We start from the raw sequence: 13,236 nt of genomic DNA, 5'->3' as shown, positions 1-13,236 counted from the left end.
ATGTTACGTATTGCCGACAAAGTCTTTGATTCACATCTGTTTACCGGAACCGGAAAATTCGCCTCCCCGCAGCTAATGGTGGATGCTATTCGTGAAAGCGGCAGCCAGCTGGTGACGCTGGCGATGAAGCGCGTGGATCTGCGTCAGCACAACGATGCCATACTTGCGCCGTTACTGGAGGCAGGCGTGACGCTCTTACCCAATACCTCCGGTGCGAAAACGGCCGAGGAAGCAATTTTCGCTGCGCATCTGGCCCGGGAAGCGCTCGGCACCTGCTGGCTGAAGCTGGAAATTCATCCGGACGCCCGCTGGCTGTTGCCCGATCCGATCGAAACCCTGAAAGCGGCAGAGACGCTGGTGCAGCAGGGATTCACCGTTCTGCCCTACTGTGGTGCCGATCCCGTGCTGTGTAAGCGTCTGGAAGAGGTCGGCTGCGCGGCCGTGATGCCGTTAGGGGCGCCCATTGGCTCCAACCAGGGACTGGAGACCCGCGCGATGCTGGAGATCATCATCGAGCAGGCGACCGTGCCCGTGGTGGTGGATGCGGGCATCGGCGTACCCAGTCACGCCGCGCAGGCGCTGGAGATGGGGGCCGATGCGGTGCTGGTCAATACCGCGATTGCGGTGGCCGACGACCCGGTGATGATGGCGCGTGCGTTCCGCCTTGCCGTGGAGTCCGGTCTGCTGGCACGACAGTCCGGCCCCGGCTCGCGCAGCTTTCAGGCGCAGGCCACCAGCCCGCTGACCGGTTTTCTGGAGGCACTCTGATGGCTACCTTTACCGATCGCTGGCGTCAGCTTAACTGGGACGATATTGCCTTACGCATCAACAGTAAAACCTCTGCGGACGTAGAGCGGGCATTAACAGCCCGGCATGTGACCCGCGAGGATTTGATGGCCCTGCTTTCTCCGGCAGCCAGCGCATACCTTGAACCGATGGCGCAGCGCGCGCAACGCCTCACCCGCCAGCGCTTTGGCAACACGGTGAGCTTTTACGTGCCGCTTTATCTCTCTAACCTGTGCGCCAACGACTGCACCTACTGTGGCTTCTCAATGAGCAACCGCATTAAGCGTAAAACGCTGGATGAGCATGAGATCGCCCGCGAGTGTGCGGCTATTCGTGAGATGGGTTTTGAACATCTCTTACTGGTGACGGGTGAACATCAGGGCAAAGTGGGGATGGACTATTTTCGCCAGCATCTTCCGGCCATCCGCCGCGAATTTGCCTCATTGCAAATGGAAGTGCAGCCTCTGTCGCAAGAGGAATATGCGGAACTGAAAACCCTCGGGCTGGACGGCGTAATGGTTTATCAGGAAACCTACCATGAGGCGACCTATGCCCGACATCACCTGAAAGGGAAGAAGCAGGATTTCATCTTCCGGCTGGAAACGCCGGACAGGCTGGGGCGCGCCGGTATCGATAAAATTGGGCTGGGCGCGCTTATCGGTCTGTCCGACAGCTGGCGGGTTGACTGCTATATGGTGGCGGAGCATCTGCTGTGGCTACAGCAGTACTACTGGCAAAGCCGCTATTCCATCTCATTCCCACGGCTGCGTCCGTGTACGGGAGGCATTGAACCCGCCTCGCTGATGGATGAGCGCCAGCTGGTGCAAACCCTGTGCGCATTTCGCCTGTTCGCGCCGGAAGTGGAATTGTCGCTCTCCACGCGTGAATCCCCCGCGTTTCGCGACCGCGCGATCCCTCTGGCGATCAACAACGTCAGCGCCTTTTCCAAAACGCAGCCGGGCGGTTACGCGGACGATCGCCCGGAACTGGAACAGTTTGCACCGCACGACGGACGACGGCCCGACGCGGTGGCGGAAGCCCTGACTGCACAGGGGCTACAGCCCGTGTGGAAAGACTGGGACAGCTGGCTGGGAAGAGCTTCGCATTTGCGCTGAAACCGCCTGCAACAACGCGGAAAGGTTACGAGACGGCTCGTAAGATCAACGCCGGGTGATTGAGGAGATCTGCCCGGTTTTATTAGGATTAACCACGTCAGCAACGGACGCTGACCAGGGTGAAAATGCTTCTTCCTCGTTTCGCCCTGCCCTCCGCCTCTTAAACAAAATTTCAATTGATAAAATAAATACGTCGTTTCTTATCTACTCTTAAGATAAATCAACCCGTCGGAAATCGCTTTCTGTATAATTTACTACCAGCAATCTGACAGCGACTATGCTGAGGATATCGACAGACGCAACGCGTCTACCATCTGGATTGATGCACAACTCATGGCACTCCACAGTAAAAAGCTCTCTTTCACCCGACCAATTATGGTCAGCTTCGCGGGGATTCTGTTCAGTTTCGCGATAATCGCGATTCTGGTCATCCTTTCACAACGGAAGGATTTTATTGAGGATTATCATAAAATTAATGGTAACTTCACCCATAATCTGGCGGTGAACTATACCGAATCCATCCTGCGAGAAAATGACTATATTCTTGGTCGCGCTGCGATGTACTACGCCCGTGAAGACAGAGTGAATCAGACGATAAATATCGATCCGACACAGGGTTTGCAGATGTTAATGCATTTGCAGAATCTGATGCCGACGGTGTCGTCTATCTCTCTTGCGGACACCGAAGGGCACCATCTGCGCGCGCCGGAAGTACTGCCAACGGAGAAGAGTAGGTCGTTCGACGCACGAACACGCCCATGGTTTATCGGGCAAGCGGAAGCCAGCAACTTTCCTCACTACACCCGCCCCTATCTGGACTATTTCACCCAACATCCTACGGTCACCCTCTATAAACCGGTCATTTCACCGGAAGGCCGTCTGAAGGGCACGCTCGCTTTCCATCTTGATTTAACCTCCATGGGGTATACCTTGCGCCAGATGGTGGCACCGGTTCAGGGTGAGTTTTTTGTCGTGGAACGTGACGGCGCCGTTGTGCTGCATCCGGACACGGGGGCGCTCTTTAAGCAGTACGTAAGCGAAGCGCTGATGGACAAAATGACCAGCGGCGAAGGGCATCTTTTCGACCCCAAAAGTAAAACCTGGTATTACTACTACTCTTTCACCAATCCGGACTGGTTTGTGATTTATCGGGTCTCCGATGCCACGCTTTCCGTCATCACCCGGCATGAAACCACCGTCGTCGGCTGGGGATTTGCGCTGGCGGCAATCATCATCATTCTGTTCGGGCTTTACCTGCGCCATGCCTCGCGTTCTGTGCTGATGAACATTATCAACGCCATCAAAACCGGAGACGTCAATCAGGCGCCACGTCTTGAGGCGATGCTCAGCCATACCATTCGAACCAATAAGGAACGTGAGATGGCCTATGTCCGTCAGGCCACCCATGATGCGCTGACAGGCTGCAAGAACCGCCGTGCTTTCGACAACGATGTGGATGAGCTGCTGACCGCTCATCAACCCTTCGTTCTGGCGCTGGTCGATATCGATAACTTCAAATCTATTAACGACACCTGGGGCCACCTGAGCGGGGATATTGTTCTGCGCAGCGTGGCGCGCGAAGGTATTCAGATCATGCAGCCGCACCACGTTTCTGTTTACCGCTACGGTGGGGAAGAGTTCGGGGTGATTTTCCCGGCCGAGCTGATGAACTCCGCGCACGCGCTACTGGAAGCCTGGCGCACCGCCGTGGAAAAACGGACCTGGCGGGAAGAGAACCTGCGAGTAACCTTCAGCGCGGGGGTGGGAGAGTGGCACTTCGAACCGCTGGAACAATTTATTGGTAGCGTAGATGAAGCGCTGTATACCGCTAAACAACAGGGTAAAAACCGCATCGTAAGCACGGCCAGCCGATAATACCCTTTCTCAAATTCTGCCCGTTAAGACGGGCAGAATGCTTTCATGTATAAAATTGTAACCGGTTTCAGAAAAATGCCGATTTCTTTGTGATGCCTGACACACAATCGCGGTAAAGCGGTTGTTGAAGCGGTCTGCGCGGGATAATTATCAATAAACACATGTAGATCGAGGCTGACTATGAAGAACATCGTTTTATGCTGTGCAGCGGGAATGTCAACCAGCATGCTGGTTCAACGTATGAAAGATGCCGCGCAGAAAAAAGGAGTCGAAGTAACCATTAAAGCCGTTCCGGTCGCGGAGTTTAAAGATAACATCGCGACGGCTGATATCGTATTACTGGGGCCACAGGTTAAATACGAACAGGCAAAACTCCAGGCGCAGGCCGATCCGCTCGGAAAAAAGGTCGCGGTTATCGACATGATGGATTACGGCATGATGAAAGGTGATGCCGTACTGGAAAAAGCGCTCAAGCTGCTGGAGTCATAATGGAAGACTTAGAAACCACAATCATGGAGCTACTGGTCAATGCAGGTGCGGCGCGCAGTGCGGCCCTGACAGCGTTGCAGATGGCGCGAAAAGGTGACTTTGACGAAGCCGAGAAAGCGATGGAAGAGTCGCGTGAATATGTGAAACATGCGCATACGATCCAGACGCAGCTCATCGGTCTTGACGAAGGGACCGGGAAACTTCCGGTTAACCTGATCACCGTTCACTCTCAGGATCACCTGATGAACGCGATGGTCATTCAGGATCTGGCGGGCGATATGATTGAGCTTTATCGACGCATCCCGTTAGTGAATTGAAGACATACAGACGTAAAAAAACCCGCCGAGGCGGGTTTTTTATTGTCGGGTGGCGCTGCGCTTACCCGACCTGTGATTCATATGCCCGGTAATTTTACCTACCGGGCATCAACGATTACTCGTTGTCGGAACCGCCCAGACCTGCGTTCAGCAGTTCTGCAAGGCTCGCGGATGCATCTTCGGCAGTCACCTGCGGTGCAGCTGGCAGTTCACCCGCTGCACGACGACGCATACGATCCTGGTGGTACGCATAACCGGTACCGGCCGGGATCAGACGACCCACGATAACGTTCTCTTTCAGACCGCGCAGTTCATCACGTTTACCTGCAACAGCCGCTTCGGTCAGGACACGAGTGGTTTCCTGGAACGATGCAGCAGAGATGAAGGACTCGGTTGCCAGAGACGCTTTGGTGATACCCAGCAGATCGCGTGCAAAGGTCGCACCGATTTTGCCGTTCGCTTCCAGATCGCGGTTAGCGATCTTAACGCGTGAGTATTCAACCTGCTCGCCTTCCAGGAAGTCGGAGCTGCCCGCGTTTTCGATGGTTGCTTTACGCAGCATCTGACGAACGATAACTTCGATGTGCTTATCGTTAATCTTAACGCCCTGCAGACGGTATACGTCCTGTACTTCGTTAACAATGTAACGAGTAACAGCATGCACACCACGCAGACGCAGGATGTCGTGCGGCGCTTCTGGACCATCGGAGACCACGTCACCACGTTCCACGCGTTCACCTTCGAACACGTTGAGCTGACGCCACTTAGGAATCATCTCTTCGTACGGCTCGCTGCCATCTACTGGCGTGATAACCAGACGGCGCTTACCTTTGGTCTCTTTACCGAAGGAGATGATACCGCTGATTTCAGCCAGAATAGCAGGCTCTTTCGGACGACGTGCTTCGAACAGGTCCGCAACGCGTGGCAGACCACCGGTGATGTCCTTGGTACCGCCGGATTCCTGAGGAATACGCGCCAGGGTGTCACCAGAGCTGATCTGTACGCCATCTTCCAGCTGTACAATCGCTTTACCCGGCAGGAAGTACTGCGCAGGCATATCGGTGCCAGGGATCAGAACGTCGTTACCCTGAGCATCAACGATTTTCAGTGCAGGACGCAGATCTTTACCACCGGTAGTACGTTCAGCAGAATCCAGAACCACCAGAGAAGACAGACCGGTCAGCTCGTCGGTCTGACGAGTAATGGTCTGGCCGTCGATCATGTCAGTGAAGCGGATGAAACCACTTACTTCGGTGATAACCGGCATGGTGTGTGGATCCCAGTTTGCTACGGTTTCGCCGCCGGCAACCTGCTCGCCATCACCTTTCGCCATAACCGCACCGTAAGGCACTTTATAGCTCTCTTTGGTACGACCGAATTCGTCGATCAGCTTCAGCTCGGTGTTACGAGAAGTCACAACCAGCTTGCCTGCGGAGTTAACAACAGACTTCGCGTTGCTGAGCTTGATGCTACCTTTGTTTTTCACCTGGATGCTGGATTCAGCAGCCGCACGAGATGCCGCACCACCGATGTGGAACGTACGCATCGTCAGCTGTGTACCCGGCTCACCGATGGACTGTGCTGCGATAACGCCGATAGCCTCACCTTTGTTGATGATGTGGCCACGCGCCAGGTCACGACCGTAGCAGTGCGCACACACACCAAAGTCGGTGTCACAGGATACAACGGAACGCACTTTCACAGAGTCAACAGAGTTCGCTTCCAGCAGGTCACACCACTGTTCGTGCAGCAGAGTGTTGCGTGGAACCAGAATGTCTGCGGTGCCCGGCTTCAGGATGTCTTCCGCGGTCACACGACCCAGTACGCGATCGCGCAGCGGCTCTTTAACATCACCACCCTCGATAACCGGGGTCATGGTGATACCTTCGAGGGTGCCACAATCGTCTTCGGTGACGACCAGATCCTGCGCAACGTCAACCAGACGACGCGTCAGATAACCGGAGTTCGCCGTTTTCAGTGCGGTATCCGCCAGACCTTTACGCGCACCGTGCGTGGAGATGAAGTACTGGAGTACGTTCAGACCTTCACGGAAGTTCGCGGTGATTGGCGTTTCGATGATGGAGCCATCTGGCTTCGCCATCAGACCACGCATACCTGCCAGCTGACGAATCTGTGCCGCAGAACCACGCGCACCGGAGTCGGCCATCATGTAGATGCTGTTGAAGGAGACCTGCTGCTCTTCTACGCCGTCACGGTTAATCACGGTTTCGGTTTGCAGGTTATCCATCATCGCTTTGGATACACGATCGTTCGCCGCAGCCCAGATATCGATAACTTTGTTGTAACGTTCGCCTGCGGTTACCAGACCAGACTGGAACTGCTCCTGGATCTCAGCAACTTCAGCTTCCGCTTCAGAGATGATCTCGTGTTTCTTCTCTGGGATGACCATGTCATCGATACCAACAGATGCACCTGAACGCGCTGCATAAGCAAAGCCGGTGTACATTGTCTGGTCAGCGAAGATAACGGTCGGCTTCAGGCCCAGAATGCGGTAACAGGTGTTCAGCATTTTGGAGATCGCTTTCTTGCCCAGCGCCTGGTTGACGATGGAGAAAGGCAGACCTTTCGGTACGATCATCCACAGAATCGCACGGCCAACGGTCGTGTCTTTCAGGCTGGTAATCGCCACGAATTCGCCGTTTTCATCTTTTTCGTATTCGGTGATACGCACTTTAACGCGCGCATGCAGAGAGGCCAGGCCAGCGCGATAAATACGCTCAGCTTCTTTCGGGCCAGTCAGCACCATGCCTTCGCCTTTGGCGTTAACACAGTCACGGGTCATATAGTACAGACCCAATACAACGTCCTGAGAAGGAACGATGATAGGTTCACCGTTCGCTGGAGACAGGATGTTGTTGGTAGACATCATCAGCGCACGCGCTTCGAGCTGGGCTTCCAGCGTCAGCGGTACGTGAACAGCCATCTGGTCACCATCGAAGTCGGCGTTATAGGCCGCACAAACCAGCGGGTGCAGCTGGATCGCTTTACCTTCGATCAGGACTGGCTCAAATGCCTGGATACCCAAACGGTGCAGAGTTGGTGCACGGTTCAGCAGTACCGGGTGTTCGCGGATCACTTCGTCCAGGATATCCCAAACGACAGCTTCTTCACGCTCAACCATTTTCTTAGCGGCTTTGATGGTGGTGGCCAGGCCACGCAGTTCCAGCTTGCCGTAGATGAACGGTTTGAACAGCTCCAGAGCCATTTTCTTCGGCAGACCGCACTGATGCAGACGCAGGTATGGACCTACGGTGATTACAGAACGACCGGAGTAGTCAACACGCTTACCGAGCAGGTTCTGACGGAAACGACCCTGCTTACCTTTGATCATGTCGGCCAAAGATTTCAGAGGACGTTTGTTAGAACCGGTGATCGCACGACCGCGACGACCGTTATCCAGCAGGGCATCTACCGCTTCCTGCAGCATACGTTTTTCGTTGCGTACGATGATGTCCGGCGCAGCCAGATCCAGCAGACGTTTCAGACGGTTGTTACGGTTGATCACGCGACGGTACAGATCGTTCAGATCCGACGTTGCGAAACGACCACCATCCAGCGGAACCAGCGGACGCAGATCTGGCGGCAGAACCGGCAGAACGGTCAGGATCATCCACTCTGGTTTGTTACCAGACTGAACGAACGCTTCCAGCAGTTTGATACGCTTGGTCAGCTTTTTACGCTTGGTTTCGGAGTTGGTTTCGTTCAGCTCTTCGCGCAGAGTTTCACACTCTTGCTCCAGATCCATACTCTTCAGCAGGGCCTGGATAGCTTCCGCACCCATCTTCGCGTCGAATTCGTCACCGAACTCTTCCAGCGCGTCCAGATACTGTTCTTCGGTCAGGATCTGGTTACGTTCCAGATTCGTCATCCCGCCTTCGATCACAACATAAGATTCGAAGTACAGAACACGTTCGATATCGCGCAGCGGCATATCCAGCAGCAGGCCGATACGGGACGGCAGAGATTTCAGGAACCAGATGTGAGCAGTTGGAGACGCCAGCTCAATGTGGCCCATACGCTCACGGCGTACTTTGGTCTGGGTCACTTCAACGCCGCACTTCTCACAGATCACACCACGGTGTTTCAGGCGCTTGTACTTACCGCACAGGCACTCGTAGTCTTTTACTGGCCCGAAAATACGCGCACAGAAAAGGCCGTCACGCTCAGGTTTGAACGTACGGTAGTTGATGGTTTCCGGCTTTTTAACTTCACCAAAAGACCATGAACGGATCATGTCTGGCGAAGCCAGAGCAATTTTGATCGCATCAAACTCTTCGGTTTTAGTCTGCGCTTTCAGAAACTTTAATAAATCTTTCACGGATTTGCTCCCGTCGGAGTTAGCACAATCTGGTGTCGGGGGTTAACCCGACACCAGTGACCTGTTTGAGCGAGAATTACTCGTCTTCCAGTTCGATGTTGATACCCAGCGAACGAATCTCTTTCAACAGTACGTTGAAGGATTCTGGCATGCCCGGTTCCATCTGATGGTTGCCGTCTACGATGTTCTTATACATCTTAGTACGACCATTCACGTCATCAGACTTAACGGTGAGCATTTCCTGCAGGGTGTATGCTGCGCCGTATGCTTCCAGCGCCCACACTTCCATCTCCCCGAAGCGCTGACCACCGAACTGAGCCTTACCACCCAGCGGCTGCTGAGTAACCAGGCTGTAAGAACCGGTAGAACGAGCGTGCATCTTGTCGTCGACCAGGTGGTTCAGTTTCAGCATGTACATGTAACCTACGGTTACCGGACGCTCGAACTGTTCACCGGTACGGCCGTCAAACAGCGTAATCTGACCAGACGTTGGCAGACCACCCAGTTGCAGCAGCTCTTTAATTTCAGCTTCTTTTGCACCGTCGAATACCGGCGTTGCAATTGGCATACCCTTACGCAGGTTTTCCGCCAGACGCAGAACTTCATCATCGCTGAAGGTGTTCAGGTCGACTTTCTGACGCACGTCGGTACCCAGATCGTAGGCACGCTGGATGAACTCGCGCAGTTTCGCGACTTCTTCCTGCTGCTTCAGCATGGCGTTAATCTTGTCGCCGATACCTTTCGCAGCCATACCCAGGTGGGTTTCCAGGATCTGACCGATGTTCATACGAGACGGTACACCCAGTGGGTTCAGTACGATATCTACCGGCGTACCGTTAGCATCGTGCGGCATATCTTCGATCGGGTTGATCTTAGAGATAACACCCTTGTTACCGTGACGACCTGCCATCTTGTCACCAGGCTGGATCTGACGTTTAACAGCCAGATACACCTTAACAATCTTCAGCACGCCTGGTGCCAGATCGTCGCCCTGAGTGATTTTGCGGCGTTTCGCTTCGAGTTTTTTCTCGAACTCGTGTTTCAGTTCGTCATACTGCTCAGCCAGCTGTTCCAGCTGATTCTGTTTCTCTTCGTCGGTCAGGCCCAGCTCCAGCCAGCGATCGCGTGGCAGTTTGTCGAGCTTCTCAGCTTCAACGCCACCGGCAACCAGCACCGCATAGATACGGCTGAACAGACCCGCTTCGAGGATTTGCAGTTCTTCAGACAGGTCTTTCTTAGCCTGTTTGAGCTGCATCTCTTCGATTTCCAGCGCACGCTTATCTTTCTCAACGCCGTCACGAGTGAAGACCTGAACGTCGATAACCGTACCGGAAACACCGTTTGGTACGCGCAGAGAAGAGTCTTTAACGTCAGACGCTTTCTCACCGAAGATAGCACGCAGCAGTTTCTCTTCTGGCGTCAGCTGGGTTTCGCCTTTCGGTGTAACCTTACCAACCAGAATGTCGCCGCCGGTCACTTCCGCGCCGATGTAAACAATACCGGATTCATCCAGTTTAGAGAGCGCAGCTTCACCCACGTTAGGGATGTCGGCAGTGATCTCTTCTGGCCCCAGCTTGGTGTCACGGGACACACAGGCCAGTTCCTGAATGTGGATGGTGGTGAAACGATCTTCCTGAACCACACGCTCGGAGACGAGGATGGAGTCTTCGAAGTTGTAACCGTTCCACGGCATGAACGCTACGCGCATGTTCTGACCGAGCGCCAGTTCACCGAGGTCGGTGGACGGACCGTCTGCCAGCACGTCGCCGCGCTCAACTGGCTCACCCAGAGATACGCAAGGCATCTGGTTGATACAGGTGTTCTGGTTAGAACGGGTGTATTTGGTCAGGTTGTAGATGTCGATACCCGCTTCGCCCGGATACATCTCGTCTTCGTTAACTTTGATAACGATGCGGGATGCGTCAACGTACTGAACGGTACCGCCACGCTTAGCAACTGCTGTAACACCGGAGTCAACGGCAACAGCACGTTCCATACCGGTACCAACCAGCGGCTTATCAGCACGCAGAGTTGGAACGGCCTGACGTTGCATGTTCGCACCCATCAATGCACGGTTGGCGTCATCGTGTTCCAGGAACGGGATCAGGGACGCACCGACGGATACCACCTGTTGGGTGGATACGTCCATGTAGTCAACCTGGTCGCGGCTGAACAGGCTGGATTCGCCTTTGCTACGGCAGGTAACCAGATCTTCTACAAAGTGGCCTTCGTCATCCAGGTTGGAGTTCGCCTGAGCGATAACGTAGTTGCCTTCTTCGATAGCAGACAGGTAATGAATTTCGTCGGTAACCACACCGTCGGTCACTTTACGATACGGGGTCTCAAGGAAACCGTATTCGTTTGTCTGTGCGTACACGGACAGGGAGTTGATCAGACCGATGTTTGGACCTTCAGGCGTTTCGATTGGACATACGCGACCGTAGTGAGTCGGGTGTACGTCTCGAACTTCAAAGCCTGCACGTTCACGGGTCAGACCGCCTGGGCCGAGTGCAGAGATACGACGTTTGTGCGTGATCTCAGACAGCGGGTTGTTCTGGTCCATGAACTGAGACAGCTGGCTGGAACCGAAGAACTCTTTCACTGCCGCAGAAATCGGCTTGGCGTTGATCATATCCTGAGGCATCAGGGTATCCAGATCGCCCAGAGACAGACGCTCTTTCACCGCACGCTCTACACGAACCAGGCCAACGCGGAACTGGTTTTCCGCCATTTCGCCTACGGAACGGATACGACGGTTGCCAAGGTGGTCGATATCATCGACTTCGCCTTTACCGTTACGGATATCGATGAGCTTCTTCATCACTTCAATGATGTCGTCTTTGCTCAGGATACCGGAACCTTCGATTTCGTCGCGCAGCAGAGAACGGTTGAACTTCATACGACCTACCGCGGACAGATCGTAGCGGTCTTCGGAGAAGAACAGGTTCTCGAACAGGCTTTCAGCCGCTTCGCGAGTTGGTGGCTCACCAGGACGCATCATGCGGTAGATTTCAACCAGCGCGCTCAGACGATCGTTGGTTGGGTCGACGCGTACAGTCTCAGAGATGTACGGACCGTGGTCCAGATCGTTGGTGAACAGCGTTTCGATACGTTTGTGGCCAGACTGGCTCAGCTTAGCCAGCAGATCCAGGCTCAGCTCCATGTTCGCCGGGCAGATCAGCTCGCCAGTTGATTCATCAACGTAATCTTTCGCGGCTACTTTTCCTGCAATGTATTCAACCGGAACTTCGATGTGTTTGATATCATCTTTTTCCAGCTGGCGGATGTGGCGCGCGGTGATACGGCGACCTTTTTCCACATACACTTTGCCGTCGGCTTCGATGTCGAACGACGCGGTCTCACCACGCAGACGTTCCGGCACCAACTCCATCTGCAACTTGTTGTCGCGGATTTCAAAGATCACTTTCTCAAAGAACAGGTCCAGGATCTGCTCAGTGGTATAGTTCAGTGCACGCAGAATGATGGTTGCAGGCAGCTTACGACGACGGTCGATACGGACAAACAGGTTGTCTTTTGGATCGAATTCGAAGTCCAGCCATGAACCACGGTAAGGAATGATGCGTGCGTTATACAGTACTTTACCGGAAGAGTGCGTTTTACCTTTATCGCTGTCGAAGAAGACGCCCGGGCTACGGTGCAGCTGGGAAACGATAACACGCTCAGTACCGTTGATAACGAAAGTACCGTTGTCCGTCATGAGTGGAATTTCACCCATGTAGACTTCTTGTTCTTTAATGTCTTTTACGGTGCCTTCCGGCGCTTCGCGCTCGTAGATCACCAGACGCAGTTTTACGCGCAGCGGTGCGGAATAGGTCACGCCACGGATCTGACATTCCTGAACGTCAAACACCGGTTCGCCAAGGCGGTAGCTGACGTACTGCAGCTCGGAATTACCGCTGTAGCTCTGAATCGGGAACACGGAACGGAAGGCTGCTTCCAGGCCGTACTGCCCTTCAGGATCTTGCTCGATAAACTTCTGGAACGAGTCAAGCTGGATAGAAAGGAGATATGGAATGTCCAGAACTTGTGGACGTTTACCAAAATCCTTACGAATACGTTTTTTCTCGGTATAGGAGTAAACCATAGGGTTCCTCAGCTCGCTGACAAGTCGACCCATCTGTCCGACGAAGGGACAGTTTGTGCAACACCATTTTGTGGACCGGAAAATTGAATACTTTCCGCAATACCTGTTGCTATCACGCTTAAACCATTTCATTGCGATTTACACAGAGCGAGCACCCTGTCGCAGTATATTAAGTCGTCGATAGAAACAAGCATTGTCAGGACAACCAGC

7 protein-coding genes are annotated in these 13,236 nt (G+C 54.0%); 5 read left to right on the top strand and 2 right to left on the bottom strand.

Annotated features, from left to right (window positions below; genetic code table 11):
• The 5 genes from thiG to ACQG1K_RS01230 all read left to right on the top strand — a co-directional run bounded on the left by thiG (position 1) and on the right by ACQG1K_RS01230 (position 4,582).
• The gene (thiG, locus tag ACQG1K_RS01250; protein ID WP_023299071.1) at positions 1 to 768 is read left to right on the top strand and encodes a thiazole synthase; all 768 of its coding nucleotides are present in this window, start codon (positions 1 to 3) and stop codon (positions 766 to 768) included.
• Positions 768 to 1,901, top strand: a complete 1,134-nt coding sequence (gene thiH / locus ACQG1K_RS01245; RefSeq protein ID WP_022646704.1) for a 2-iminoacetate synthase ThiH — start codon at positions 768 to 770, stop codon at positions 1,899 to 1,901. The genes thiG and thiH overlap by 1 nt, the downstream gene beginning before the upstream one ends.
• A 333-nt stretch (positions 1,902 to 2,234) precedes the next feature.
• On the top strand, positions 2,235 to 3,776 hold the full coding sequence (locus tag ACQG1K_RS01240) for a sensor domain-containing diguanylate cyclase (RefSeq protein ID WP_199009190.1): 1,542 nt from the start codon (positions 2,235 to 2,237) through the stop codon (positions 3,774 to 3,776).
• 180 nt (positions 3,777 to 3,956) lie between these two features.
• Positions 3,957 to 4,265 (top strand): PTS sugar transporter subunit IIB, encoded by a 309-nt coding sequence (locus ACQG1K_RS01235; RefSeq protein WP_010425948.1) that lies wholly within the window; start codon positions 3,957 to 3,959, stop codon positions 4,263 to 4,265.
• Positions 4,265 to 4,582 carry a PTS lactose/cellobiose transporter subunit IIA gene (locus tag ACQG1K_RS01230; protein WP_003862327.1) on the top strand — a complete coding sequence of 106 codons (318 nt, stop codon included), beginning with the start codon at positions 4,265 to 4,267 and terminating at the stop codon, positions 4,580 to 4,582. The genes ACQG1K_RS01235 and ACQG1K_RS01230 overlap by 1 nt, the downstream gene beginning before the upstream one ends.
• 115 nt (positions 4,583 to 4,697) lie before the next feature.
• Here ACQG1K_RS01230 and rpoC read toward each other — a convergent pair whose 3' ends face one another.
• Together rpoC and rpoB are read right to left on the bottom strand one after the other, a co-directional pair.
• A complete protein-coding gene (gene rpoC / locus ACQG1K_RS01225) occupies positions 4,698 to 8,921 on the bottom strand; it encodes a DNA-directed RNA polymerase subunit beta' (RefSeq protein ID WP_023299069.1) in 4,224 nt (1,407 codons plus the stop codon).
• 76 nt (positions 8,922 to 8,997) lie between these two features.
• Positions 8,998 to 13,026 (bottom strand): DNA-directed RNA polymerase subunit beta, encoded by a 4,029-nt coding sequence (rpoB, locus tag ACQG1K_RS01220; protein WP_023299068.1) that lies wholly within the window; start codon positions 13,024 to 13,026, stop codon positions 8,998 to 9,000.
• Positions 13,027 to 13,236 lie beyond the last annotated feature (210 nt).

Origin of the sequence: Enterobacter cloacae complex sp. 402C9 (assembly GCF_050030745.1) — a bacterium.
GTDB lineage: Bacteria > Pseudomonadota > Gammaproteobacteria > Enterobacterales > Enterobacteriaceae > Enterobacter > Enterobacter intestinihominis.
The sequence above is the reverse complement of the archived record's forward strand: the minus strand, read 5'-3'. Positions and strand labels throughout refer to the sequence as shown.

Coding starts and splice junctions, on each gene's coding strand:
- thiG (WP_023299071.1), top strand. CDS start 1: ATGTTACGTATTGCCGACAAAGTCTTTGATTCACATCTGTTTACCGGA.
- thiH (WP_022646704.1), top strand. CDS start 768: ATGGCTACCTTTACCGATCGCTGGCGTCAGCTTAACTGGGACGATATT.
- ACQG1K_RS01240 (WP_199009190.1), top strand. CDS start 2,235: ATGGCACTCCACAGTAAAAAGCTCTCTTTCACCCGACCAATTATGGTC.
- ACQG1K_RS01230 (WP_003862327.1), top strand. CDS start 4,265: ATGGAAGACTTAGAAACCACAATCATGGAGCTACTGGTCAATGCAGGT.
- ACQG1K_RS01235 (WP_010425948.1), top strand. CDS start 3,957: ATGAAGAACATCGTTTTATGCTGTGCAGCGGGAATGTCAACCAGCATG.
- rpoB (WP_023299068.1), bottom strand. CDS start 13,026: ATGGTTTACTCCTATACCGAGAAAAAACGTATTCGTAAGGATTTTGGT.